General features: G+C 56.4%; 18 protein-coding genes. All 18 read left to right on the top strand.

The genetic code is table 11. The features are described 5' to 3' along the window. Positions 1 to 301: 301 nt before the first annotated feature. The 18 genes from FYJ78_RS07280 to FYJ78_RS07360 all read left to right on the top strand — a co-directional run bounded on the left by FYJ78_RS07280 (position 302) and on the right by FYJ78_RS07360 (position 26,560). Positions 302 to 1,318 carry a TRAP transporter substrate-binding protein gene (locus FYJ78_RS07280; RefSeq protein WP_154620754.1) on the top strand — a complete coding sequence of 339 codons (1,017 nt, stop codon included), beginning with the start codon at positions 302 to 304 and terminating at the stop codon, positions 1,316 to 1,318. A gap of 242 nt (positions 1,319 to 1,560) precedes the next feature. After that, entirely contained in the window at positions 1,561 to 2,112 is a 552-nt protein-coding gene (locus FYJ78_RS07285; RefSeq protein WP_154620755.1) for a TRAP transporter small permease, read from the top strand. After that, positions 2,109 to 3,413, top strand: coding sequence for a TRAP transporter large permease (locus tag FYJ78_RS07290; protein ID WP_235899927.1), 1,305 nt, complete (start codon positions 2,109 to 2,111; stop codon positions 3,411 to 3,413). Before FYJ78_RS07285 ends, FYJ78_RS07290 begins: the two co-directional genes overlap by 4 nt. Before the next feature lie 161 nt (positions 3,414 to 3,574). Beyond that, positions 3,575 to 4,993, top strand: coding sequence for a glucuronate isomerase (gene uxaC / locus FYJ78_RS07295; RefSeq protein ID WP_154620756.1), 1,419 nt, complete (start codon positions 3,575 to 3,577; stop codon positions 4,991 to 4,993). Between the two features lie 93 nt (positions 4,994 to 5,086). Further along, entirely contained in the window at positions 5,087 to 6,547 is a 1,461-nt protein-coding gene (locus FYJ78_RS07300; protein ID WP_154620757.1) for a tagaturonate reductase, read from the top strand. A 5-nt stretch (positions 6,548 to 6,552) separates the two neighbouring features. Further along, on the top strand, positions 6,553 to 8,046 hold the full coding sequence (locus tag FYJ78_RS07305) for a UxaA family hydrolase (protein WP_154620758.1): 1,494 nt from the start codon (positions 6,553 to 6,555) through the stop codon (positions 8,044 to 8,046). A gap of 169 nt (positions 8,047 to 8,215) precedes the next feature. Further along, a complete protein-coding gene (locus tag FYJ78_RS07310; protein WP_154620759.1) occupies positions 8,216 to 8,992 on the top strand; it encodes a PBECR4 domain-containing protein in 777 nt (258 codons plus the stop codon). Between the two features lie 536 nt (positions 8,993 to 9,528). After that, entirely contained in the window at positions 9,529 to 10,017 is a 489-nt protein-coding gene (locus FYJ78_RS07315; RefSeq protein WP_154620760.1) for a type III secretion system chaperone family protein, read from the top strand. Positions 10,018 to 10,090: 73 nt separating this feature from the next. Then, a complete protein-coding gene (locus FYJ78_RS13085) occupies positions 10,091 to 10,219 on the top strand; it encodes a hypothetical protein (RefSeq protein ID WP_268878432.1) in 129 nt (42 codons plus the stop codon). Continuing rightward, positions 10,164 to 11,477, top strand: a complete 1,314-nt coding sequence (locus tag FYJ78_RS07320) for a flagellin N-terminal helical domain-containing protein (protein ID WP_154620761.1) — start codon at positions 10,164 to 10,166, stop codon at positions 11,475 to 11,477. The genes FYJ78_RS13085 and FYJ78_RS07320 overlap by 56 nt, the downstream gene beginning before the upstream one ends. Before the next feature lie 249 nt (positions 11,478 to 11,726). Further along, on the top strand, positions 11,727 to 19,643 hold the full coding sequence (locus FYJ78_RS07325) for a YDG domain-containing protein (protein ID WP_195847904.1): 7,917 nt from the start codon (positions 11,727 to 11,729) through the stop codon (positions 19,641 to 19,643). 17 nt (positions 19,644 to 19,660) lie between these two features. Next, the gene (locus tag FYJ78_RS07330; protein WP_195847905.1) at positions 19,661 to 21,346 is read left to right on the top strand and encodes a ShlB/FhaC/HecB family hemolysin secretion/activation protein; all 1,686 of its coding nucleotides are present in this window, start codon (positions 19,661 to 19,663) and stop codon (positions 21,344 to 21,346) included. A 103-nt stretch (positions 21,347 to 21,449) separates the two neighbouring features. Next, positions 21,450 to 21,914 carry a flagellar protein gene (locus tag FYJ78_RS07335; RefSeq protein ID WP_195847906.1) on the top strand — a complete coding sequence of 155 codons (465 nt, stop codon included), beginning with the start codon at positions 21,450 to 21,452 and terminating at the stop codon, positions 21,912 to 21,914. A 129-nt stretch (positions 21,915 to 22,043) separates the two neighbouring features. After that, on the top strand, positions 22,044 to 22,322 hold the full coding sequence (gene flgM, locus FYJ78_RS07340) for a flagellar biosynthesis anti-sigma factor FlgM (RefSeq protein ID WP_154620763.1): 279 nt from the start codon (positions 22,044 to 22,046) through the stop codon (positions 22,320 to 22,322). 19 nt (positions 22,323 to 22,341) lie between these two features. Continuing rightward, complete coding sequence (locus FYJ78_RS07345) at positions 22,342 to 22,824, top strand: flagellar protein FlgN (RefSeq protein ID WP_195847907.1); 483 nt, start codon at positions 22,342 to 22,344, stop codon at positions 22,822 to 22,824. 41 nt (positions 22,825 to 22,865) lie between these two features. Beyond that, positions 22,866 to 23,336 carry a flagellar export chaperone FlgN gene (flgN, locus tag FYJ78_RS07350; RefSeq protein ID WP_154620765.1) on the top strand — a complete coding sequence of 157 codons (471 nt, stop codon included), beginning with the start codon at positions 22,866 to 22,868 and terminating at the stop codon, positions 23,334 to 23,336. Between the two features lie 39 nt (positions 23,337 to 23,375). Beyond that, positions 23,376 to 25,178 carry a flagellar hook-associated protein FlgK gene (flgK, locus tag FYJ78_RS07355; protein ID WP_154620766.1) on the top strand — a complete coding sequence of 601 codons (1,803 nt, stop codon included), beginning with the start codon at positions 23,376 to 23,378 and terminating at the stop codon, positions 25,176 to 25,178. 26 nt (positions 25,179 to 25,204) lie between these two features. Continuing rightward, positions 25,205 to 26,560 carry a flagellin N-terminal helical domain-containing protein gene (locus tag FYJ78_RS07360; RefSeq protein ID WP_154620767.1) on the top strand — a complete coding sequence of 452 codons (1,356 nt, stop codon included), beginning with the start codon at positions 25,205 to 25,207 and terminating at the stop codon, positions 26,558 to 26,560. Positions 26,561 to 26,672: the final 112 nt, after the last annotated feature.

A 26,672-nucleotide genomic window follows, 5' to 3' on the forward strand; every position in this document is an offset into this window, starting at 1 on the left:
AAAACAGGCGGAAAAGGAAAGCGGGGAAAAATTAAATGTGAATATATTGCGTAAAAAGATCATAAATATCGCCATAAATAAGAAAAATATCCGGATAAAAAGAAAGAAATAAAGATAAATAATACTTATCGAAAGACATATTGATAATTTTTCCTAAACATAAAATTTTTAGAATTTTATTGACAGTATGGGAGAGAATGAGTATAATCGGTCTTGTAAGGGATTACATCACACCCCTTCGGTAAAGAGGTTACAAAGAACTACGAAGAAGGATGAAGAGAGTTTTGAGGAGGAATGGAACATGACCTGGAAAAAGAACGTCCTTGCCGCGCTGTCTGTACTCGCTGTCGGCACCATGGCGCTGACGGGCTGCGGCGGAAACAGCAGCTCTTCGAGTGGAAGCGGTGACAAGATAGTTCTTCGCTATGCGGAGAATCAGGTAAAGGATTATCCGACCACGCAGGCGGCGCAGAAGTTTGCGGATCTTGTCAAGGAAAAGACGAACGGACGTATCACGGTCGAGGTTTATGACAGCGGCCAGCTCGGCGACGAGAAATCCGTCATTGAGCAGGTGCAGTTCGGCGGCATTGACATGAGCCGCGTCAGCCTGACGCCTCTTTCCGAGTTCAGCCGCAATCTGATGGCGTTGCAGCTTCCTTACCTCTATCGCGATTCGGAGCATATGTGGAAGGTGCTGGACGGCGACATCGGCAAGGAGCTTTTGAAGAGCACGGAGGATTCGGGCATCGTCGGCCTTTCCTGGTATGACGCGGGCGCCCGCAACTTCTACAATTCCAAGCGTGAGATCAAGAGTCTGGCCGATATGCAGGGCCTCAAGATTCGCGTGCAGGAATCCTCGATGATGATGGATATGGTCAAGGCGCTTGGCGCGAACCCGACGCCGATGCCGTACGGCGAGGTTTACTCCGGACTGCAGACGAACGTCATTGACGGCGCGGAGAACAACTGGCCGTCCTATGAATCCACGAGCCATTACGAAGTAGCCAAATATTATGTAGTCGATGAGCACAGCCGCGTTCCGGAGATGCAGATCATCTCCAAGCAGACGATGGATAAGCTGTCGGCGGACGATCAGAAGATCATCCGTGAGTGTGCGGCGGAATCGGCCAAATATGAGCGCCAGCTCTGGGCTGAGCGCGAAAAAGCCTCGGAAGAGAAGGTCCGCGCAGGCGGCGCCGTGATCACGCGGCTTTCCGATGCGGCCCGTGCGGAATTCATCAAAGCCGTTCAGCCGCTTTACGAGAAGTACGGCGCGGAATACAAGGATCTGATTCAGAAGATTCGCGACGTCAAATAACCGGAGATATACGGCAAAGGTCTGTGGTATCGGGCAGGAATACGCATGATGGAGCCTTCCCCTGCGGGGGGAGGCTCTTTTTATCCGATGCTAAGGGTCGCTAAGCTTCCCGCTTTTCAGCGGGGAGCAAGCGCCCCTAAAGCTCTGGATAAGTTCGACTAGATTCAAAGGGAGTAAAAACTCCCTTTGAATCAGTCTCACTTTATCCGATACTGACGGACGGGCCGGAAGGAGGTCTTATCATGAGTGAGGAGAAGAAGCAGCTGAACCCGGTTCTAAGCGCCATGACCTATGTGTTCGACTTTACCTATTCGCTGCTGCTGCATTATTCGAAGATCGTGCTGCTGCTGATCGTCCTTATCGTTTCGGCGGAAGTGTTCAGCCGCCAGTTCCTGCATACGAGTATTCACTGGTCGGAGGAAGTCGCTCTGTTCCTGATGGTATGGATGGCGTTTCTGTCCATGGCCATCGGCGTGCAGAAGGGCGTCCATATCGCGCTGGGATTTTTTGTCCAGCTGATGCCGGAGAAGCTTCGCTGGTACGTCAATAAGTTCGACCTGCTGATTATCATGGGGTTCGGCGTATTTATGGTCTATTACGGCGCAAAGCTCGTGCAGAGCACGATGAGCTCGACGTTGCCGGCGACGCAGTGGCCGGCGGGGCTGCTGTATCTTATGATTCCCGTCAGCGGCGTTTACATCGTTTACTTTGCCGGTCTGGATTTCTTCGGACTCAAGGAGTACGAGCATACGCAGTTTTATCAGGATGACGAAAAGAACGGAGGCGAAGCATGATGTTTGATGCCAATACGGCCATTGCGCTGTTATTCGGAACCTTTTTCCTGTTCATCATCTGCCGGCTGCCGATTACCTTTGCTTTGGCCGGCTCTACGGCCATCACGATGCTCTATGTGCATGTCCCGCTGATGTCGCTGGTCCAGCAGATGAGCAAGGCGATCAACAGCTTCTCGCTGATGGCGATCCCGTTCTTCATTCTGGCCGGTGAAATCATGTGCGCGGGCGGCATTTCCGACCGGCTGCTGGCCTTCGCCAACGTCCTCGTCGGCCGGTTCCGCGGCGGCCTATCGCATGTGAATATTCTGGCCTCCATGTTCTTCGGCGGCATTTCCGGTTCGGCGGTCGCCGACGTTTCCTCGCTGGGCTCGGTCGAGATTCCGATGATGAAAAAGGCGGGGTACAGCGGGGAGTTTTCTACGGCGGTCACGGTGGCCAGCGCCTGTCAGGGCGTGCTGGTTCCGCCGTCTCACAATATGATCATTTATTCGCTGGCCGCGGGCGGCGTATCGGTCGGCGCGCTCTTTCTGGCCGGCTTCATCCCGGGCATCCTGCTCGGCTGCTGCCTTTTGGTGGTTTCGGTCTACATGTCCGTGAAGCATCACTACCCGAAAGGATCGGCCGTGGGCCTTCGCGAAGCGCTGCGCACGACCAAGGACGCGTTCTTCGCGCTCGGCACGGCGTTCATCATCCTGTTCGGCACGGCGCTGGGCTTTTTCACGGCGACCGAATCGGCGGCCATCGCCTGCGTGTATGCCTTCCTCGTCTCGGTGTTCATTTACCGGGAGCTCAAGATGAACATGATGCCGCGCATCCTCATGAATACGGTTAAGACTCTGGCGATGGTATTCAGCCTCATCGCTGCGGCCGGAGCCTTCGGCTGGATGATGGCCTTCCTCAAGGTGCCGGCGATCATCACGCACGGCGTGCTGTCCATCAGCGACAACCCGCTGGTTATCCTCTTTGCCATGAATATCCTGCTGCTTTTCCTCGGCGCGGTGATGGATATGGCGCCGCTGATCGTCATCATGACCCCGATTCTTCTGCCGGTCGCGACGGCATGCGGCATGAGTCCCGTGCAGTTCGGCGTGATGCTCATCTACAATCTGGCCATCGGCCTCTGCACGCCGCCGGTCGGTTCGGCGCTCTTTGTCGGCTGCGGCATTGCGAAGCTGCCGATGGAGCGGGTCGGCAAAGCCATGATTCCGATGTATGCGGCGATGTTCATCGGATTGATGCTGGTCACCTTTGTCCCGCAGTTTTCTATGACGCTGCCGACGATGCTCGGTGCGCTGAAATAAGAAAATAAGCGAAACTGAGAGAAAATCATCACGGTTTTTATTGACAATAGGAAGGAAAAGTCATAAAATAAGAATTGTAAGGGCTTACAAATAATGTAACAGAGAAAGTGTACGATACAAAAGCAGATTGCGGCGGAACATACGCAAAGGAGGATTTCATCATGAAAGCATTTATGGACGAGGATTTCCTGCTCCAGACCGAGACGGCAAAAAAACTCTACCATGAACACGCGGCCAAGATGCCGATCATCGATTATCACTGCCACATCAGCCCGCAGGAGATCGCGGAAGATCATCGCTTCGGCGATATTACCGAGGTCTGGCTCGGCGGCGATCATTACAAGTGGCGCATGATGCGCAGCAACGGCGTACCGGAAAAATACATCACGGGAACCGCGTCGACGGCGCGTGAGAAATTCCAGAAATTTGCGGAGTCCCTGCCGCGCGCGATCGGCAATCCGCTGTACCACTGGACTCATCTGGAACTCAAGCGGTACTTTGGCTGCGACAAGACGCTGAACGGCGACACGGCGGAGGAGATCTGGAATCTCTGCAATGAAAAGCTGCAGCAGCCCGATATGAGCGTTCAGGGCATCATCCGCAAATCGAACGTCAAAGTGATCTGCACGACGGACGATCCGGCGGACGATCTGCGCTGGCACAAGAGGATTCGCGAGGAAGGCAAGTGCAGTGCGCTCGTTCTGCCGGCGATGCGCCCGGACAAGGCGATGCGCATCGAAAAGCCGGAGTGGGAGAACTACATGAAATACGAGCTGGGGCAGGCGGCCGGCATGGAGATCTCGACCATGCAGGATATCCGCGACGCGCTGTCCAAGCGCATCGACTATTTCGCCTCGATGGGCTGCAAGGCTTCGGACCACGCGCTGGAATACTGCTTCTATAACCCGGCGGAAGAGTACGAGCTGGATGATATCGTCGGCAGGGTCATCAACGGCAAGGGCGCGCCGAGCCGCGACGAGATCGAGAAGTACAAGACGGCGCTGTTGCTCTTCCTCGGCAAGGAATATGCCCGCCGCGGCTGGGCCATGCAGATTCACTATTCCGCGCTGCGCGACAACAACTCCAATATGTATGACCGACTCGGCCCGGATACCGGCTTCGACTGCATCGCCACGTACAACTGCGGAGAAGGACTTGTCCATCTCATGGACGCGCTGGAGCGCAACGGCCACCTGCCGAAATTCATCATTTACTCGCTGAATCCGGCGGACAATGCCATGATCGGGACGATCCTTGGCTCGTTCCAGGGACCGGAGGTGCCGGGCAAGATTCAGCAGGGCGCCGCCTGGTGGTTCAACGATACGAAACTGGGCATGGAAGCGCAGCTGGCCAACGTCGGCAACCTGTCCGTTCTGGGCAACGCGCTCGGCATGCTGACGGATTCCCGCTCGTTCCTGTCCTATACGCGCCATGAATATTACCGCCGCATCCTCTGCAACTTCCTCGGCAATCTGGTAGAGAACGGCGAATATCCGGCCGATATGGAGTTCCTCGGACAGATCGTCGAGGACATCAGCTACAACAACGCCGACCGCTATTTCGGCTTTGGAAAAGAATAATAGCAGGCAGGCACTTCTCCCGTGCGGAGAAGGGCCTGTCTTATAGATAAACCGATTTACGAAAAAGTTACGAAAAAGAGGAAGGGATAGATCATGAAGAACATCCGTGAATTGTACCGCCGCGAGCAGCATCCGGTCCGCGTCCTGCAGATCGGGGAGGGAAATTTCCTGCGCGCCTTTGTAGACTATGCCATCGACGCCGCCAACGAGGAAAACGGATTTGACGGCAATGTGGCCATCGTCATGCCGCGCGCCAGAAAAAACGAGCGGTTCGCGAGTCAGGACAATCTCTACACCGTCTGCCTGCGCGGACAGAAGGACGGCAAGCCGTACAAGGAGAATCGCGTGATCCGGTGCATCGATTCGGTTCTCGGCGCGTATGATGATTACGACGCGTTCATGAAGCTGGCGGAGCTGGACACCCTGCGCTTCGTGGTATCCAACACGACAGAAGCCGGCATCGTCTATGAGGACGGCGACCGCTTCGACGATTGTCCGCCGAAGACGTTCCCCGCTAAGCTGACGAAATTCCTCTTTGCGCGCTACCGCCATTTTCATGGCGCGGCCGACAAGGGACTGGTCATGCTGCCCGTGGAGCTCATCGACCACAACGGCGAGACGCTCAAGCGCTGCGTCCTGCAATATGCGGCGCTCTGGCAGCTGGAGGACGGCTTCCAAAGCTGGCTGGATGAGGCCTGCATCTTTGCCAGCACACTGGTAGACCGCATTGTGGCCGGCTATCCGAAGGATCAGGCCGCGGCGTATGAAGCGGAGCTGGGCTATACGGACTGCCTGCTCGATCAGGGCGAGCCGTTCGGCCTGTGGGTCATCGGCGATCCGCGTGTGCGGGATATGCTGCCGATTTCCACGGACAAGCTGCAGGTGGAATTCACGGAGGACATTGAAAAATTCAAGGAACAGAAGGTCCGCATCCTGAACGGCGCGCATACCTCGATGGTTCTCGGCGCTTATCTGGCGGGATTCGACTACGTCGGCCAGTGCATGAAGGACAAGGCGGTGCGTACGCAGCTGGAACAGTCCGTATTCGGCGAAATCGTGCCGACCGTACACCTGCCGGAGGAAAAGGCAAAGGCCTTTGCCGCCGCCGTATTTGAACGCTTCGAGAACCCCTTCGTCAATCACGCGCTGCTGTCCATCTCCCTGAACTCTTTGTCCAAGTGGCGTGCGCGCGTGCTGCCGACGCTCAAGGACAGCTTCGAGAAAAACGGCCGCCTGCCGAAATGGCTGACGTATTCCCTTGCGGCTCTGCTGGCCTTCTACCATACGACGGAACAGGGCGACGGATGCCTGATCGGCCATCGCGGTGCAGGGACGTATGAGATTCATGACGACGCGGACAAGCTGGAACAGATCGCCAAGTGGGCTGGCGGGCCGGACGCGGAGTACATTCATGAGATCATGAGCCAGACCGGCTGGTGGGGAGAAGACCTCACGAAGATCGCGGGTCTGGAACAGGCCGTGGCCGGACATTTTGCCCGCATCGCAAAGATCGGTGCCAAAGCGCACATCGAGGAACTCGGAGCACAGGAGTAAACATCATGGCAAAGATATTCAGGATCCATCCGGAAGATAACGTAGCCGTAGCCGTTCAGCCGCTGGCAAAGGGAGAAACGGCCGGACTGGACGGGCAGGACTTCACGGCCGGCAGCGATATTCCCGCCGGACACAAAATGGCCATCCGGGCGATACGGCGCGGCGAACCGGTGGTGAAATACGGATTCCCGATCGGCTCGGCCAAAGAGGATATTCAGCCCGGTGACTGGGTTCATACCCACAATGTACAGAGCCGTCTCGGCGACCTGCTTTCCTATGAATACCACCCGGAACAGGCGGGCAATACGGCGGTCGCGAATGACAGGGAGTACACGTTCATGGGCTATGAGCGGCCGGACGGACGGGCCGGCATCCGCAATGAAGTCTGGATCATCCCGACGGTCGGCTGCGTCAACGGAATCGCCCGCGCCATCGAGGCGGGCAGCCAGTCCTTCCGGACGGAGCACATCGACGGGATTTATGCCTACAGCCATCCGCACGGCTGCTCCCAGCTCGGCGACGACCAGCTGAACACGCAGAAGATGCTGGCCGGACTCGTGCACAGCCCGAATGCCGGCGCGGTGCTGGTCCTTTCGCTGGGCTGCGAAAACAATCAGATCGACCTCATGAAAAAGGCCATCGGCGACTACGACGAAAACCGGGTGCGCTTCCTCGTCTGTCAGGACGTTGAAGATGAAGTCGCTTCCGGCATCGCGATCGTCAAAGAACTCTGCCGCTATGCGGATCAGTTCCATCGCACACAGCAGCCGGCCGGCAAATTGGTGCTCGGACTCAAATGTGGCGGCTCCGACGGATTTTCCGGCATTACGGCCAACCCGCTGGTCGGCACGGTTTCCAACAAAATCGTGGCGGCGGGCGGCACGAGCATCCTCACGGAAGTTCCGGAGATGTTCGGCGCGGAAACCCTGCTGATGAACCGCTGCAAAGATCAGGCGACCTTTGAAAAAACCGTGAACCTGATCAACTCGTTCAAATCCTACTTCATGCGCTACGGCGAAAAGATCAATGAAAATCCGTCGCCGGGCAACAAGGCGGGCGGCATCACGACCTTGGAGGACAAATCGCTCGGCTGTGTGCAAAAAGGTGGCCGTGCCGTCGTGCAGGATGTGCTGGAATACGGCGATCGCGCACAGGAAAAGGGACTGCTTCTTCTGCAGGCCCCCGGCAACGACCTCGTAGCGGCCAACGCACTCGCCGCGGCCGGGGCGCATATCGTTCTCTTTACCACGGGACGCGGCACCCCGTTCGCCTGCCCGGTCCCGACCGTGAAGATCGCCAGCAACTCCCATCTGGCCGGCTTCAAGAGCCGCTGGATCGACTTTAACGCCGGCCAGCTGCTCGAAGGACACAGCATGGAAGAAGTCAGCGAATCCTTCATGCAGCTGATTCTCGACATCGCCTCCGGCCGCCGCCATGCCAAAAGCGAGTCACTGGACAAACACGAACTGGCCATCTTCAAAGACGGCGTAACATTATAAAGTGAGACTTATTCAAAGGGACGGACAGCCCCTCATCCGGGTTCGCTGCGCTCACCCACCTTCCCCCGAGGGGGAAGGCTGCGCTTCGAGGATTACGCCTTCCACGACAAAATCTTGGCACATACCACATATTTTTCAGTATTGACGTCCCTATGTAGATATGCTATATTTGAAGTACGGAAAGGTTGATCCTTCCGTTGCTCGTGAACTTAGCCGCTTGGTCAAGGGAGTGGTTAAGGGAGGCTTTATATCGGTTTGTGCATTAAGCCAGAACTTGAATAGGTATGCCATGCATGCTGAAAAGAAAAATGCCAACATGATCTTATTGCCTGGGGCTGTATGGCTTCAGGCATTTTTCTTTGGGGGATACTCGTTGGACGCTCTAGCAAAAGCCCTAAACTTATATGAAGGCCTGTTGAACAAGGATTTTTATATCACGATTGCTAAAAACGGCGATAAACGCATCCTGCATCTTGTATTCAAAAAGGCAAATTTTCCGCATCTTTTGGGGCTCACAAAGCTCATGGATCTCTCTAAAGTAAAAGGAGAAAGACCCGGTACTATCTACAACAAGGTAAAGCGCGGAGACATAACCTACGAATACCTTACTAAAAGTTCTCACTTTCCTGAGATCGAGCAGAGAATCAACGACTTCTTAAATGTTCAGCAAATCATTCAAAACCTGCGCAACCGGAAAATCATTATCCAATTTAACCCAGGGCGTGCAGGGTCGACGATCGAAGCAGACTATCTAATCTACAGCAAAGAAGGCCTGCAGTACCTTTATCTGTTCATTGTAAAAGAATTCAATCAGACAAATCTGTTTGTTCCGATGTCTTTTTTTGGTTCCACCAATAATGGTTACTTGCAAAATCAGACAGTATATACTGTTCTTGATGTAAAAATTACTCCTTTTGAAAGGAAGCAAAAAAGAACGACTCCATAAAAACAGCTAGATTGCACGATGCGCCAATTTAGCTGTTTTTAGTTACCTTTTCTCAAAACAATCCGTCACGCCCCGGGCGGTGGCCCGAAGGGCCGGAAGAGGTGTTCCGCGCAGGACGTTTCTTCCGCGAAAGGGATAACGAATACCAGCCCCTCATCCGGGTTCGCTGCGCTCACCCTTTTTGGGAGCAGGAGCCATCATGAAGGAGGGCCCCTCATCCGGGTTCGCTGCGCTCACCCACCTTCCCCCGAGGGGGAAGGCTACGCTTTGAGGATTACGCCTTCCCCCTGGTGCGCTTCGAGGATTACGCTCTCCCCTTGGTGCGCTTTGAGGATTACGCTCTCCCCTTGGTGCGCTTTGAGGATTACGCTCTCCCCTTGGTGCGCTTCGGGGATTATGCCTTCCCCCTCAGGGGGGAAGGTGCCGAACGAAGGGAGGCGGAAGAGGGGTGTGCCCCATACGCTGCTTTTTTTGTGGCATCGTGTTCTTTGCTATGCTATAATAGAAGGGAAAATCAGTGGAAACGAGGGAGAATTATGCCGAAAAAGAGCAGCGACGGCCGCGGCGTCGAGAGCAATGAAAAGGCGTTAAAATTTCAGGAATTTCTGATGGAGAACGAGATCAACGTGTTCAGCACGGAGTCGGTGGAGGATGAATATTCTACCGTGATCTTCCGCTCCCGCATCGAGACGAAGGGGCAGATTCTGCCGATGGCGGTGCTGATCGATACGAGCATTTTCACGATCATCCGCACGCAGATCATCACCGGAATCCCCGAGGAGAAGCGGGAGCATATCCGGGCGTATCTCAATGAACTCAACGCGCAGTACAAGGTATTCAAATATTATCTGCGCGACGACGGAGCGGTTTATCTGGACATCTGTCTGCCCTTCGTAGAGGAAACCTTTGACAGCAAGATGATTCAGCTCATGCTCAGCGTCCTCGTCCAGCACCTCGACGCGGTCTACGAGGACATCATGGCGCAGATCTGGGGCAAAGAGCCGGACGCGGGAAAAAAGATTTAAGAAAAAATCGTTTTATACGATATAGAGATATGAAGGCGCTGTCAGACAGAAGGACAGCGCAAAACGGACGGATATGGACAAAGAGAGCGGCAGGCAGGAGCATGCCGCCGGTCTGATCGATAGAAAAACAGGGAGGTTGGCCGTTCATGGCTATGATCGTAAAAAACAACATGGCAGCGAAGAAAGCGCTGAACCAGCTTGATAAAAATGACAAAGCGATGGCGAAGAGCCTGAAAAAGGTCGCTTCCGGAATGAAAATCAACAGCGCGGCGGACGATGCGTCCGGCTTTTCGATTTCCGAAAAGATGCGCGTGCAGATTCAGGGCCTCGAGCAGGACGTAGACAATACGCAGACCGGCAGCAGCATGCTCAAGGTTGCCGAGGGCGGCCTGCAGAGCTCGGCAGACATCCTCAAGACACTCAAGGAAAAGGTCATCAATGCGGCCAACGATACGAATACCGATGCTGACCGCAGAACCATCCAGAAGGAACTCGATCAGGCCATCGACCAGCTCGATGAAAACGCCAATGTTTCCTATAATGGAAAGGTTATGCTGGACGGGTCACATAACAACGAAGTCTTGTCGCCGGGGACAAAGACGGTGCTTTCCAATGAAAGCCTGTCCAACGATATATCTTCGACGATGGAATTAACGGAGTTAAAAGATTCGACGGGACGGGATTTGGGGATTTTTGCCGATAGCAAAATCGAGATTTCGTATGTTACTAAAGGGAAGACCCATGTATCTGTTCTGGATCCTGTTGAAGATACTATATTGGGGAAATTATTTTCTAGTATATCTAATCGCGGAGACGTAATCATGGATTTCTCTGCGAGTACAGTTGTAGGGCAGGATAGAGTGGGACAGGATGTTCATACTACTAGCGGTGAGAAGGCATTGCTCTTTTCTGCAAGAAATCCAGGAGTCGATGGACAGATTTCCGGCTTAACCTTTAATGTGATCAATCGGGACGGCACGACCAATCGCACGGCAAATTCCATTTTGAACGATTTTCGTGAGGCCATTCGGGCAGAAAATCCCTCGCCGGACAATGCGCTGGTCTTTCAGGTCGGAACGCAGTCCAATCAGGCTGTAAAAATCGGCTTTTCCGATATGCGGGCTGTAGCATTGGGACTCAAGACCTCGGACGGAACGACATTGGACGTTACGACGCAGAAGAAAGCCAATGCGGCGATCAGCGTCGTTGATCTGGCCCTGCAGAAGGTGCTGGATCAGCAGACGACGGTCGGCTCGATGCAGAGCCGGCTGGAATACACGGCGTCGAATCTGACCACGGCGGGCGAGAATACGCAGTCGTCGGAGTCGGTGATCCGCGACGCCAATATGGCCAAGGAAATGACCGAGTACACGAAGAACAACGTCCTGACTCAGGCCGCGCAGTCGATGCTGGCTCAGGCCAACCAGAACAGCAGTCAGGTGCTGCAGCTGCTGCAGTGATTCGAATACAAAGCCTTCCCCCGTGGGGGGAAGGTGCCCCGCAGGGGCGGATGAGGCCGAGGAGGAACGGTATCCTGCCTCAGCGGCCTCATCCGCCGCGGTTCGCACCTTCCTGTTTCATAGGGCGGAGGGCTTTTTCTTATTCCAGATCGTTATTTTCATGATATGGATTTGAGGCAAATCCGTATCACGGCGCGGCGTTCCGTTCGGCGGAACGCGGCATGGTGTCACCGAGGGAGCGGAATGACAATGATGAGACGAGATAACAACAAGGAACGTTTGGCGATACAGATCGGCATCACCTTGACCGCCGGCATGTTCAGCATCGTGCCGACGGCGTTTGGCGCGCCGACCGGCGGTCAGGTGGTGGCTGGCGGCGCGAATATCGATAAGCCGCTGAATATTACGAGTACGACGAAGAATAACGTGATCACATGGCAGGACTTCTCGGTCGGGAAGAATGAGACGGTCCAGTTCGACGGCGGGGCCAAGACGAATAACTATCTCAATATCGTAACCGGAGCCAATACGTCCAATATTCAGGGGAAGATTCAGGGCGGCAAGGACGTCTATCTGGTCAATCCGAACGGCATCATCATCGGCAAGGATGCCGTGGTCGATGTGGGGAATTTCTATGCCTCGACGCGCTATGTCAGCGAAGAGGTCGCCAAACAGGCGGCGGGCAGTCAGAATCTGGCGGCTGTGCTCGGCGATCCGAGTAAGAGTATGGCCACGGATGTGGTCAATCTCGGCACGGTACAGGCCGATCAGGTGGTCGTCGAGGGGCAGAATATCCGCTTCCTTGATTCGTCGAAGGTGAAGAACGCAGGGGGAACTGCGCCCTCTTCGTCGGTCACGCTGCGCGCCAACGGCTATATCCATGTTGGAAATAAAACGGGCAGCGATGCGGGCTATACGGGAAAGACGCTTTCGGGCACGGAAAATAAGCCGGTTTATTATCGGCTGATTGACAGCATGAGTAAGGTGACGTCCTCCGGAAACTATATGCTGACGCAGAATCTGACCGATGGCTCTAGCTTTAATGGCACGTTTTCCGGTAAGTTCGACGGTATGGGGTATACTGTTTCGGGGATTACGAATGATTACGGCCTTTTCCGCAGCCTGAATAATGCCCGTATCGATAATGTAGGTGTAGTAAACTCGACCATAACGACATCAGCGAAAACTGCTATAGGTGCGATTGCTTCGACGGCTGGAAATTCGGAGTTAAATGGTGTATATAGCAGTGGAAATGTGATTTTTGGAGGAAAAAGTCTTCTTACTGGAGGCTTAATCGGTCAGGCAGATAAAGTAAAGATTAAGTACAGCTTCAGCAATAATAAGGGGAAAGACGGCGGGGCCTTTAAAGGAGGAGCTTTAATCGGTCAGGTCAATAGTGGCACGGCAGATGAAAATGTTGTATCGCATTGCTATAATATTGGAACGTTGACCGATGAAAGTGGATTAATCTACTTGGCATTAGCGGACAATCAGGCCAAAATAAAAATTGAGGATAGCTATACTTCTTCTGGTCAAGTTGGTGATGGCGAGGGCATAACAACCAATAACGTTGTTATTTTGAACGCTACCCTTACGGGAAAACATTTGTCGGATTTTTCGTCATGGGGCAATGATATTTCCAATACCGGCGGTGTCAAGATTGATGCCGACGGCAATGTGACGCGGCCGACGTGGCGCATTTATGAAGGGCAGTCGACACCGGTGCTGACGTCTATGCTCAAGGGCGTGGCGACGGTAGACTACGACTATACGCACGGAACAGAATCCGGCAGCAATGATGGGAAAGATCTTTCTGTTGTCTATAATGCCAAAGATGTGGTGTTGGATCATGTCGCGATCGGCAGCAATGTGGACATCAGTACAGTGGAAAAAGGCGTCAAGCTGCATAATGCCAATACGGACAGCGATACAAGCGTTGGCGTTGCTTACTACTATGACGGGCAGGATGGTTTTGATCTCGTGGGCGGCAATGTCGCCATCCGCCAGCGTCAGGTCAATGTCACGAATACTTTTACGGACAAGACGATGTCCAAGCAGTATGACGGCACGACGAAGGTAACGAAAGAGGCGGTTGCTTCGCTGTTTGCCGGCTCATCCTCCGACGGCCTTATCCCGGGGGATAATACCGCTTCGCTGGATACGACCGGCCTTACGGCGTCCTATGATAAGAAAGACGTTGGCGCAGGACGTATCGTGAGGATCAAGGGCGGGCTTTCGCTGAATGCGCCGAAGCAGGCCGATACCGGCTATGCCAACTACAAGCTTTCCCAGACGTCTTTGACAATCGGTTCGGACACAAACCCGGCAACGGTCAAGGGTATCATCACCCAGCGCGATCTCCATGTCGGCTTGAAGGATTCGAATGGCGTCAACAAGGAATACGACGGCAATGCAGCGATCAAGGACGCGATGAACGCCGATTTGTTCCAGCTGACCGAATCCGATCTGGTCACAGACGGGACGACCGGTAAGCAGGAGAAGGTTTCGCTCGGTCTTACGGGAAATGCAGCGGGGACGTATGTGGACCGCTCATCCGCGGGGGATCAGGAGAATAAAAATGCCGGCAAACATTCCGTCCGGTATACCGGCCTGACTTTATCCGGAGACGATGCGGCCAATTACCGGCTTGTCGATGCAGACGGGAATCCCATCTATGCACTGGCCGTTGCGGGACTGACCGGCGGGATCAATACTACCTCAGGCGGCACGATGTATACGGCGGGCAAGATTACACCCAAAGAGCTTGCGTCCACGGGGTTTTCCTGGTATCTCGATGGTCAGAAGCAGGAGGCGAAGCGCGAGTACAGCGCTTCTTCCAGCTACACGGAGCCGACGGGGCATATCGTCCGATCGGACAATATGGCGCAGGATTCCCTGACCTTTACGGCGGATTCGGCGGCCTTTATCAAGGCTTCCGATGGCTCGACGAAAGAGAAGACCGCCAACGTGGCTGACGCGAAGGGCGTGCTTTATACCGTCAGCATTTCGGGCAGTGATGCGTCCAATTATCAGATTGGCGGCCAGACGCTGGCGGACGGCGGGACTGTGGACGTCATCGGTGAGGGCGCGATTACGCCGCGCACCGTATGGCTGAAAGCGACGGACAAGGTGCTTTCGAAGGACTATGATGGCACGGATACGGCCTTGGTAAACGGCAAGGATACGTTCTCGCTGTCAGACGGATATGTATCGTACGCCAAAGACGCGGCACATCAGCTGATCGACGGCGACAACAATCAGATCGTTCTGAGCGGGAAGTATCTGGCGACGAACGGCGAAGGGGCGCAGGAGGTCAACAATTTAAGCGGCGCATTGCAGAACAAGAAGGTTTCGTATACCGCTAAAGTGACGGATGCGTCGGGCGCCGATTCGGCCAACTATACCTTGGTATGGGCGGTGAATCCTTCGACTGAGGGGACGAAGATCACGTTTGAGAGCGCGAACGGCCTCATTACGCCGCGCGCCCTCAAAGGGATTGCCTTTGGCGATGTGTCCAAGACGTATGACGCGTCGGACGCGGTCAAGGGGGAGCAGATCACGGATCGGATCACGGTCGCGGGCCTTGACGGCCTTGCCGCGGGGGATGATGTCGGAGAGGTCGTAAATGCCGCGGCGCTGAAAGGGCGCTACGGGCTTCGCAATGGCGCGGACTTTTCCTACAGCGCTGACGTATGCCGCGACACATCGAATCAGGTCGCGAAGAAGGATGTGGAATATACCGGTGTCCGCTCGGCCTTTACCGGGGCAAAGGCGCATAACTATACATTTGACGGCGCGGATAAGCAGTACGGCAAAGGCACCATCAATCCGCTGCTCATCGACCGTGCCGATCAGCTGACGCTCGACCGGAAGACGGGTACTTTGATCACGAAGGTTTACGATGGGAACAGCCATGTCGCTCATGATACGGTGACGGCGGACTCGTACGTGGACAAGCTCTATGCCACGGTCGGGGCGACGAAGGTGTATTTTGATTATCGGGTGGATTCCGCCGACTATGCGACGAAGAACAGCAAAGGACAGGCGGCGCAGGATGTCACCTATAAGCTGAATCTTGACCGCGGAAACGGCAACTATGAGATCGCCGATTCGGCGCTGACGGACGGAAAGCTCGTCAAGACGTTCGACTCTGCCGGCGTGATCACGCCGCGGACGCTGACGGCATCGCTCCGGTCGGACAACCTGACCAAGACATATGATGCGACAACCGATGTGACGGATGCGGTCGGAACGGTGCTGACGGGCGATCAGCTCGTCACGCTGACTGGACTCGTCGCGGGCGACGGCACGAAAAATGCCAGTACGGCGGCCTATGTATCAAAGGACGCCGGCTCGGGCGATCAGCTCGTCCGCTATACGCTGCAGATTGCCGGCGACGGCACGGCGGATTTTGATCCGACGAACTATGTCTTTTCGGAGAATCCGGTCTATGGCGGCGGCACGATCAAAAAGCGGGATATTACCATTGCATTTGACCCGCTGAAAAAGATTTACGATGGCGATGAGCTGGTACAGCAGGATGATAAGAGTGCAGACGGCCCGTCCGTAATCCAGGCGGCCATCGGCGACGGCACCGCGGGCAATCAGGTGCTGAGGCGGGACGGCATCAGCACGGCGCTGGATTCTTCGCCCTTTTATGGCGTCAGCGAGTACGGCAGACGGGACGGCGATGCGTTTCAGGCAGATGCCAATGTGAAAACGGTCAATGCGGTCCGCTATACGGGCGTATCGTCCGCGCTGAAAAACCGCTTCGGCGATCTGGCGAAAAACTATAATCTCGACGCGGTCAGCGATACGCAGTACGGCAAAGGCACGATTACGCCTCTGTCCATCAAGGCGGATCAGTTTAAGTTTACCGTGGACAGCGTCACGAAGGAATACGATAACGGCTACGATGCTTCCAAGGCGGATGCGGTCATTCATCATTATGTGGATATGTCCGCTGCCGGCTTGCCGAATCTTGATTACGCCTATAAGATCACGTCCGCGTCCTATGCGCAAAGCACGGGCAAGGATGCGGGCAAGGGCAAGCAGGTAACGTACAAGGTAGAAGTCAAGCCGGAGGCGCTGGCCAATTTCAAAATTGACGGGACGGTGCCGGAGCTGACGTCGACCACGACAAACGGCGAGATCACCAGACGGACGGTCTATGCCGCCGCCGTCAGCCCGGAATGGGTCAAGACGTATGACGGGACGACGGAGCTGCGCACGGGCAATCCTTCCTGGTCAGGCGATACGGCGACGGGGACGAAGAAGACGGGAGACGGCGTTATCCAGCTCACCGGCCGCGACGGAGGGGACTGGATGGCGAAGGACGACGGTGCCCAAAATATCAGCACCGGACAGTATCGCGACGCGAATGCCGGTACAGGCAAAACGGTGGACTATACCGTTGCGATCGATGCTGCGCATGCCAAGAACTATGCCATTTACAATCTGGCCGATAAGGACAAGGCGGACCGGCGGGAAATCGGCTCGCTTTCGACGGCGAACAACACCATCAACAAGTATGGGCTGGCGCTTTCCTTTAATCCGGTCAACCGCGATTATGACGGGACGACAAACATCGATCATGGTCTGGTTCATCCGCATCTGGCCCCTGCATGGGGGACGGATTCCGTTTCGCTGGACAATGGCTATACGGCGAATTATATCGATCCGAATGTCAAAACCGTCAATGCGTCCGCTTCATCGTCTGTCATTTATGATGGTCTGAAGCTCACGGGCGGCGATGCGGACAACTATATGCTGGTCGATACCAAAGGGGCGGCGCTTGCCGTCAGCGCCGGCGACAGCACGGCGCGGACGATGACCGGGGCCGGAACGATGAACAAGTTTAAGCTGACGGGCGACAATGTCACGTTCAGCTTCGGGAAAGTCGGCAAGGTATACGATGCGACGACGACGGTAAGCTATAACGGCGATACGAGCAGCGAGGCGCTGCGCGGTTTCCTCAACGATCACTACGTCACGCTCAACGGGACGAATAAGCAGGATATCGTCGTCGACATGAAGTCGGCGGAGTACGATACGCGCGATCACGGCGAGAATAAGACCGTCACGTTCATGATGTATCTGAACGGCGATAACTATGATTACAGCGATCTGGAAGCACACGGCGTCGTCGATCGCGAGGGCAACTTTAAGGCGCAGACAACGACGGGCTCGATCGCCCGCCGCAAGGTCTACGCGTCGCTGACAGACGATCCCGCGGATGCGGACATCGTCAAGCCCTATGACGGCAGGATGAACGTCGCGCAGGATGTCGCGGGCAAGGTGACGCTGCGCGAAGGCGATCTCTGCACGGAAAAGGACGGCGTGACGCTTGCCGCGCCCGACGCGCAGTATACGGATCCGAATGCCGGAACGGATAAGGACGTCCGCTACACCGTGAGCCTAAGCGGGGACACGGCCGGAAACTATGAGATTCACGACTTGTCGAATCTCGGGAAGGCCGATTCTGAGGATGGGGAGATTTCTTCTCTGATCGGGAAAGGTACGATCAATAAGGCCGTACTGTCCATTGATTTTGCCCGGCGGGAAAAGGACTATGATACCCGTGATGCCGTGCAGGACATCGCGCCGACGCTGACGGGCGTCAACAACGAAGTGCTGGCCTTTGACGGCAATGCGCTGAGCAAGATTCACGGTCGCTACGGCACTTGGGATCCGGCGACGGATCAGTTTGTTGCCGATGCCAACGTCAGCCGGGACGCGAATGGCAACGTGCAGGACAAAGGCGTTTACTATGAAGGGCTGCAGGACGCTCTGCAGTCCATGGTGGACGGCGGCAGTATTGTCGCCCGCAACTATACCATCGCCGATACGGTTTATTTCGATGAGGCGAAGGGCAAGGGGAGAATTCGTCCGCTGGCCGTCACGCAGGGCGCTGTGGCGTACTGGACGCCGGTCGCCAAGGAGTATGACGCGGATACATCGCTTCCCGTTGGGGCCGACAAGGTGCTGCGCCTGACCGTAAACGGTCAGTATGAGACGTCGCCGATCGAGCTGTCCTATACCGTGAATACCGCGGCATATGACAATAAGGATGCGGGCGACAGCCATAAGCTGAATGTCACGCTGAAATCGCTGAACAAGAATCTGGGCAACTATCAGCTCAGCGATGCTTATGCGTCGGAGCTGCTCGGCAGGACATGGGAAAGCGAAAGCAACAACATCATCACGCCGCGCAAGGTCAATGCCTGGCTGGAAAAGACGCAGGATATCACGAAGACTTATGACGGGACGGTCTACGCCGACGCGTCCAACGTCCGCATCGACGATACGTCTGCGTCCATCCTCGCCAAGGACGGGCTGGCGGTCGGCGTCCGCGCCGAGTATGATGGAAAGGATGCGGCGGCCAGTGAAGCGGACGATACGCTGCTGTCCCATTCGGTCACGTATACGCTGACGCTGGACAATCCCAATTATGAGCTGGAGCGTCCGGAGCTTCGCGGCAGCGGGACAATCCGCCGCCGGGCGCTGGATATCGTCGCCGAGCCGATCACGGTTCGCGCCGGCGAGCCACTGCCGGTCTTTGGCGGACAGGTGAACGGACTGGCTTCGGGCGAGGAAGATCTCGCCGGCAGCTTTGCGTTCCGCACGATGCCGGAGGTCACGACTTCGGCGCCGGGCGTCTATGCCGTCTACGGCTGGTATCAGGACCGCACGGCCGGAAACTTCGGCCAGAACTATACATTTAGTCAGAATCCAGCCAATGAGGAGGCCTTTACGGTCAGCCTTATCGACCCGGGCCGCGAGTATCACGATACGGTCAACCCGAAGACGCAGTTCCGGCCGGACGATACGTCCTACCGGCAGTCCTCTTTGGATCACCGGAACCACTTTGAAGGGCGGCCCGATGCGGCGCTGGAGTACCGCGACGGACAGGGCCGTGTCATGGGCACGGAGCCGATCGGCGTGACGGGAGTCTACGGGCCGGATTCCGGGGAAACCCGCAACCAGACGATCGGCCGGATCGGCATCAGCCGCGGCAGCGTTATCAACCTTGAGCATGCCGATGTTGCCAATGCCGCTTCGGTGCGGGTGGAGAATCAGGGCCAGGTCGTCAATCTGGAAATCCTGCCGGTGACGCCGGCAGCGCATGAACGCGAGGCCAGTGCAGAGATTCGCAGTACCGTCTGAGAAAGGGAAGGATAGCAATGAAATACGATTGGACCTGTCAAGCCGCAGCAGGAGCGGCGCTCCTCCTGCTCGGGAGCATGAGCGGGACGGCGCTGGCGGCCTCGTCCCTTTCCCATCCGGGAGAGGACGTGGCCTCCAGCCTGCCGCAGGCGCAGGCTGAGGTGCAGCCGCAGAAGCCGGAAGGCGAAGCGGCGCAGCCCCCGGTCTCGTTTACGATCACGAATTTCCGTCTCGAAGCGCCCGAACTGTATCTGGACAAGGCGGAGCTCACGCGCATCCTGCAGGACGGCATGGGCGAGAAAAAGACGATGGCGAAGCTCAACGAGACGCTGAACCAGCTGACCGCCTACTGCCGCCGCAACGGCTATCCGGCTGCCGCGGCCTATGTCCCCGCGCAGGAGAGCCGGGACGGCATGATCGTTATCAAGGTCATACCGGGACGCTACGGCGAGGTTCGTTTTGACAATCAGAGCAATATGAAGGAAAAGACGGCGCGCGGTTTTGTGAACGGGCTGAAATCCGGCCAGATCATCCGCACGCATGATCTGGAATCCGCGCTGTACGGCATTTCGGATGTCAGCGGCACGCGCGCCGTCGGTGTGCTGAGTCCCGGCAGGGAGTTCGGTACAAGCGATCTCACGGTGCGCATCGAGAAGGGAAAGGGCAGCAATACCGTCCTGTATGTGGAGAACTACGGCAGTCAGAATTCCGGGCGCTACCGCTACGGCCTGCAGGAAAATCTCTACGACGTCGGCGGCAGCGGCGGCAAGATCAGCGCGGGAACGCTGATTTCCAACGCACACATGCACAACTACTACGCGAACTATGAAGCGCTCGTCGGGCACGGCGGTACGACGCTCGGCTTTGGCTACAGCCGCATGGATTACAAGGTCGGCGGCAGGCTCCGCAGCTTGGGAGCCAACGGCGTGGCCGATACGGTCAGCCTGTTCGGCAGCCGTCCGCTTTACCATTATGCGGACAGCGGCATGACCTTCCGCTACGGCTATGACTACCGCGATCTGGATGATGATCTGACCAGCTATCAGGGGATGGACAGCCAGAAACATTCGCACAGCGTCCACGCGGGCGTCACCGGCTTTATGCGGGAGGACGGGCTGCTGCTGAACTATGAGGCCAAGGCGACGACCGGCACGATGGTCATGGATTCGGCTCATGCGCAGCTGATGGATACGAAGATGGGCGGAAAGACGGGCGGACGCTTTACCAAGGGCGAGATCAATGTCTCCGCCGTTCAGCGTCTCGGAAACCGCGCCGATGTCCTCTTCAAGGCGTCGGGACAGATCGCCAGCCATAATCTGGACGGCTCGGAGGAAATGTACCTCGGCGGCTCGTCCGGCGTGCGCGCCTATCCGCAGGGCGAAGGTTCCGGCGACGAGGGCATCCTTGCGACGGTGGAGGCGCGCTATTATACCCATGTGACGGGGCTGGTGGCAAGCACCTTCTTTGACGCCGGACATATCCGGTACCGCAACGACGGCGGCATGGACAGTCTGGGCATGGGCCGCGGCGTCCCGTCGAGCGGCGAGACGCTCAAGGGCTGGGGCCTCGGTCTGGCCTACAACCGTCCCGATGACTGGTTCGCCCGCCTCGATTACGCCCGCCGCATCGGCAGCGACCCGAACCTCTCGGCGGCAGCCAGGGCAAAGGGCCGCACCTGGTTCATGTTCGGGAAAATCTGGTAATCCGGCAGATCATGGGACCGGCAGGCAGGAAAACGGCAGCGGCGGAGCGAATCTTTTCCTCATACGCAAAGCGGGAATGCGCCCGCGGTAAGGAGTGAGATTTATGACAGGAAAAATCAAGAACTGCCCGATGTGCGGCAGATTGTTTTCAGATACCGGGCTTCATGTCTGCATGGACTGCTACGACAAGATCGAGCGCAAGGAACATGAGGTCATCGAGTATGTCCGCGACCATCCGAAATCCAAGGTGCCGGACATCTGCGAGGCGACCGGCGCCCCGGAGAAGATGCTCAAGAAGATGATCCGGGAAGGCCGCTTCATCGAAGTCGGGGTCAAAATGACTTATCCCTGCGAGAAATGCGGCGCGCCCATCATGACCGGCAAGCTCTGCCGCTCCTGCATGGAGGCGATGCGCATGGATCTGCAGAGACAGTCCGCGGCCATCACGGCATCGAGGCAGGCGGAGCGCAAAGCGCGCGGACGCGGCATGTATTCGAAAAAGATGATGGAAGTCATCAAAGATGGAAATGATAGAGAACTGCCGAAAAAAAGAGGAAAATGGCAATAACCGCTGAAAACGGCGAAAAAGCAGGAGTTAAGTCTCTTGCTTTTTTTTTCGATAGAGTAACCAGAGGATGTAAAGGGTTCCGGTTGGAATCCTTTGTTTCGATGGAGTCCAGTCAGGTGGTGAAAGACGATGTATATCAACAACAACATTCAGGCGGTGAGCGGAGCCTATCAGGTCAGCAGCGCCAGACCGTCGGCCCGCGCTGGAGCGGCGCAGGAGAGCGGAAAGGGCGACGAGGTCGTGTTTTCTCATGAGGCAAAGCGCTTCAGCAGCATGCTGCAGGAGCTTCGGAACATGCCGGAGGTCCGCAGTGAAAAGGTCGAGACGCTGAGCCGGCAGATCGCCGACGGCTCGTATGATCAGGATGCGGACAAGCTGGCAGGAAGCCTGCTGGATGCGCGCTACTGAGAGAGAAGGAGAAGCGAACATGTGGCAGGAATTGGCAGCGGCATTGAATGAACTCAATAAGGTTTACCGGCAGCTCGCCGAAATCGGGGAGAAAAAGCGCCGGGCGCTGGTTGCCGTGGATATGAAGGCCCTTGAGGAGCTGCTTCAGCAGGAGGAACCGCTGACACGGCGCATCGGGGAGCTGGAACGGCGCCGCCGGCAGGTCCTGACCGATCTTGCCGCGGAGAACCGCTCCATCCATACGGATACGAAGCTGCAGGATCTGCTGAAACTGGCGCCCGAAGGAACGGTGCGCCGAGTCCTTGACCAGCTCTTTCGGGAACTGTCGGAGAATACGGCGAAGGTGAAAGAGCTCGGCGAAAACAATGCCGTTCTCGTGAAGGGCGCGATGCAGGCCGTGGCCTGGCATCTGAACCGCCTCGGCGGCGCATCGGTCGAACCGGCCTACGGCAAAGAGGGCGAAGTGGTGTCGCATCATAGGAATTTTGAGTTTGACGCCTGACGCGCTGTCGGACGGGAGGAAAATCCGGAGGTGGATGAAGGATGAATGACGCGATCCGGCTGCTGCGGGCACAGCTCCTGCTGAGCGAAGAATGTCTGGAGCGTCTGGCTGCCGTCAAGAAAGCGCTGCAGGAAAACACGGACGGAACGGAAGTGACTGCCTCCGTGCAGGCGCTGGAGCCGGTTCTGTCCAGACTCGGCCAGCTGGAAAAGCTCCGCGAGGGATTTCTGCAGAAAAGCGGAAAACCGCGTATGACTGCCTATGCAGCAGGCATGCCGAATACTGAGGACCGGGATGCGGTCATGCGGCTGCTGCATAAAGTGCAGGAACAGGAGCAGAGCATGAAGAAGGAGCTGGCTTCGGCGCAGTCCCTTCTGCGGCGCAGCAAGGATTTTATGGATTTCCATATCAATGTGATGACGCGTACGGCGGCCAGCGACACGTACACGCCGCCGGGAACCTCCGAAGCGGAGGGACGCCGCGGCATCCGGATGTTCGATGCGAATATCTGAGCCGGGCGGCAGGAAGAAAGAGACAGAAAAGGTGATACTATGCGTTCAACATTTGCAGGCCTGAATACGATGGTCCGGGGCATTTTCTCCAACCAGCTTTCTCTGGACACGGTCGGGCATAATATAACGAATGCCTCGACGGACGGGTACAGCCGTCAGAGCGTCAATCTGGCGGCGACCAAGGCGCAGAGCGTCGCGTCGCTTTACGGCGACGTGCTGGTCGGCACCGGCGTGGACTCCACGTCGATCGAGCGCGCGCGCAACGTCTACGCGGACAAGCAGTATTGGAGCGAGACTTCGACCCAGCAGTATTACAAGACGACGCAGACCAATTATGACAAGGTGGAGGCCATCTTTGACGATTCGGACAGCACCGGCGTGCTGAACGCCATGGAGGAGTTCTACAAGGCGTGGCAGGATCTTTCCTCCAATGCGTCGACGGCCAGCAGCCGCGTGGCGGTCATTGAAAAGGGAAACGTCTTTGCGGACAAGCTCAAGACCGTATCGCAGCAGATGCAGGATCAGATCAACTCGCAGTACGACGACATGAGGCTGACTGTCGGCAAGGTAAACGACGCGACAGAGCAGATCGTGCAGCTCAACAAGAGCATCATGTCGCTGGAGGCGACGGGCGGATCGGCCAACGATCTGCGCGACCAGCGGGATCTTTTGGTCGACGAGCTGTCCAAATATATGAATGTCAATGTCTATGAGGACAGCAAAGGCATGTATTCCGTGGTTTCCAACGGCATCACCATGGTCGGCGGCGTCAACCGGCTGACTCTTGAGATGTCCGATGCCATCGAGAACCCGGATTACGGCATCAACGACTACACGATCAACATCAAGGAATCGGGCATCACGTTTATCCCGCAGAACGGCACGCTCAAAGCCCAGCAGGACACCATCGCCGAGGATAAGGCGTATATCGACAAGGTCGCGGATATGGCCGGCTTTATGCTCACGACCTTCAACAACATGCACCAGCAGGGCGCGGGCATCAACGGGACGGATGCCGATATCGGCAGCTATACGACAAAGGCGGACGGCACCCGCGTTAAGGCGGACGGCACGGATTATACCGGCCCGGCCTATGGGATGAACTTTTACGGCGACGACAATACGGTCTATGAATGGGACGCGGACGACCACTGCGTAAAAACGACGGTATTTACGGCCGGCACGACACAGCGCTCCATCGGCAAGGTGACCTCCGCGTCGGATACGCCGACGGTCAACATCACCGGCACAGTCGATACGGCGGCTTCGGCCTCGCTCAAGGGGATCAACATCATCAATGCCATGACGGTCAACGCGCAGATTTCGGCGACCGGCGGGCAGGATCTCGTCGCGGCCCGCACGTTTTCCGTCAATCAGGATACGTCCGGCACCGGAGCGCTTGAATCTACGTATAGTGTGGCTCCGAACGGCACGAAGGACGGCACAAACGCCGTCAATCTGGCTGCGCTGTTCAACATGAGCGGCTCGGAGGCGCAGAAATACAACACGGCGCAGATCACCGTGACGAACGCGGGTACGACGACTACGGTTTCCACCTCGGCGCGTTCGACCGACGCCGACTCGCTCAATGCCTATTACAATGCGGTCATGTCGAAGCTCGGCAGCGATTCGCAGTCCGTGGACAACAAGGCGGATGCGCAGGATGATCTCATCACGCAGATCACGAACTGGCGCTCCTCGACGTCCGGCGTGGACTGGAACGAGGAGCTGACGAACATGATCAAATTCCAGCAGGGGTACAGCGCCTGCTCACGCTGCCTGACGACCATGGACGAGATGCTCGACAAGCTCGTCAACAGCACCGGCATGGTCGGCCGGTAAGTTCTGAAACAATGAGGTGAAAAAACATGTCCATTCGCGTAAGCAGCAATCAGATGGTCTATGGCTATCAGCAGCAGCTCAACGAAGCGAACAACCGGAAATCCAAGCTCATGGAACAGGGCGACGGCAGCAAGCTGCACCGTCCCTCGGACGATTCCGTCGCTTATACCAAATACCTGCGCTATCAGGTCTCCGACAATGAGAACACGCAGTACCAGAATAATGTGAATACGGCGATCTCCTGGATGAAGACCTCGGATTCGGCCATGGTCAGCATGACCGACATCCAGCAGACCTTCAAGGAAAAGACCGTTTCTGCGGCCAACGATACAAACAACATCAGCGACATGGCCGCCATCGGCAAGGAAATGATGGCGGAGATTCAGGAGCTCGTTTCGCTCGGCAACACCATGCAGGGCGACAGCTATGTATTCGGTGGTCAGACCGACCTGACCAAACCGTTTTCGATGTCGACCGATAAAGTGGAACGCGGGCTGGCCAAAACGCTCGACGACAATCAGGCAGCGTTTTTCAGCGGCGATTCCGGCACGAATACAACCGCCAGCCTGCGTCAGATGCTCACGCTGACCGGAGACGACGGCAACACGTATTACCTCAATACCAAGGACGGCCAGCTTTACACCAAGGAGTTTGTCGAAAGCGGCTACAAGGACAGGCTGACGCAGGATTCCAGCGCCGTGGTGAAGCCGGCGACGGATTCCGTTGGGAAGATTGCTTCCTTTGCGGACGGCACGGAAAAGGTATCCAATTATTTCAAAAACACGGGCGAGATTATCGACGCGTCGAAAAATGAAGCCTACGGCAATGCGAAACTGACGGCTACGGTCGACGGCAAGACGGTCAAGTTCAAGTTCGATACGGTCAAGCAGCAGATCGTCACCTATCACGGCGACGACAAGGGCGTATCGATGGTCAAGAAAAACGGCACGACGGAGCCGGTCGCCGATACGGTCAATGTCACCGGACAGGAACTTTTCGGCACGGATATTTTCGATGATGCCAGCTCGGGCAACAAGGCGTCCGGCTCGGCGATGCTGAACCAGATGCTGACGGTTCAGGCCAAGGTCGATGCCGCAGACAATGAGTGGCTGTCCTCGGACGGACAGACGATCTCGGATACGGCGCATGCCACGACGGTCAACACGGAGACGAAGCTCGGCGCCCGTCAGCAGCTTTATACCTCGGTCAAGACCATGCTGGGCAATCAGAATGAGCTCATCACAAGCGACATTACCGATGTCAGCTCGACCGATGTCGCCAAGCTCGCGGTTCAGCTCATGGAAGCGCAGACCATCTACAACATGAGCCTGTCGCTTGGGGCGAGGATCCTGCCGCAGTCGCTGGCCGATTACCTGAGCTGACCGGCTGAGGGGGCTTCCTGACGGCAGGCCTTGCGGGCGCTGCACGGCAAAGTTATCCATGGCGCGCCGGCCCGAAACATAGTATAATAAGAACGTTAACGGATTAGCAGGA

The sequence above is a fragment of the Wylensekiella montiformis genome, assembly GCF_009697385.1.
Taxonomy (GTDB): domain Bacteria; phylum Bacillota; class Negativicutes; order Selenomonadales; family Selenomonadaceae; genus Selenomonas_A; species Selenomonas_A montiformis.

Bases quoted from the DNA above. Each gene is read 5' to 3' on its own strand.
- FYJ78_RS07320 (WP_154620761.1), top strand. From the start codon at position 10,164: ATGGCTATGATCGTAAAAAACAACATGGCAGCGAAGAAAGCGCTGAAC.
- flgN (WP_154620765.1), top strand. From the start codon at position 22,866: ATGAATGACGCGATCCGGCTGCTGCGGGCACAGCTCCTGCTGAGCGAA.
- FYJ78_RS07305 (WP_154620758.1), top strand. From the start codon at position 6,553: ATGGCAAAGATATTCAGGATCCATCCGGAAGATAACGTAGCCGTAGCC.
- FYJ78_RS13085 (WP_268878432.1), top strand. From the start codon at position 10,091: ATGGACAAAGAGAGCGGCAGGCAGGAGCATGCCGCCGGTCTGATCGAT.
- FYJ78_RS07280 (WP_154620754.1), top strand. From the start codon at position 302: ATGACCTGGAAAAAGAACGTCCTTGCCGCGCTGTCTGTACTCGCTGTC.
- FYJ78_RS07345 (WP_195847907.1), top strand. From the start codon at position 22,342: ATGTGGCAGGAATTGGCAGCGGCATTGAATGAACTCAATAAGGTTTAC.
- FYJ78_RS07335 (WP_195847906.1), top strand. From the start codon at position 21,450: ATGACAGGAAAAATCAAGAACTGCCCGATGTGCGGCAGATTGTTTTCA.
- flgM (WP_154620763.1), top strand. From the start codon at position 22,044: ATGTATATCAACAACAACATTCAGGCGGTGAGCGGAGCCTATCAGGTC.
- FYJ78_RS07290 (WP_235899927.1), top strand. From the start codon at position 2,109: ATGATGTTTGATGCCAATACGGCCATTGCGCTGTTATTCGGAACCTTT.
- FYJ78_RS07300 (WP_154620757.1), top strand. From the start codon at position 5,087: ATGAAGAACATCCGTGAATTGTACCGCCGCGAGCAGCATCCGGTCCGC.
- FYJ78_RS07325 (WP_195847904.1), top strand. From the start codon at position 11,727: ATGATGAGACGAGATAACAACAAGGAACGTTTGGCGATACAGATCGGC.
- uxaC (WP_154620756.1), top strand. From the start codon at position 3,575: ATGAAAGCATTTATGGACGAGGATTTCCTGCTCCAGACCGAGACGGCA.
- FYJ78_RS07315 (WP_154620760.1), top strand. From the start codon at position 9,529: ATGCCGAAAAAGAGCAGCGACGGCCGCGGCGTCGAGAGCAATGAAAAG.
- FYJ78_RS07360 (WP_154620767.1), top strand. From the start codon at position 25,205: ATGTCCATTCGCGTAAGCAGCAATCAGATGGTCTATGGCTATCAGCAG.
- flgK (WP_154620766.1), top strand. From the start codon at position 23,376: ATGCGTTCAACATTTGCAGGCCTGAATACGATGGTCCGGGGCATTTTC.
- FYJ78_RS07330 (WP_195847905.1), top strand. From the start codon at position 19,661: ATGAAATACGATTGGACCTGTCAAGCCGCAGCAGGAGCGGCGCTCCTC.
- FYJ78_RS07285 (WP_154620755.1), top strand. From the start codon at position 1,561: ATGAGTGAGGAGAAGAAGCAGCTGAACCCGGTTCTAAGCGCCATGACC.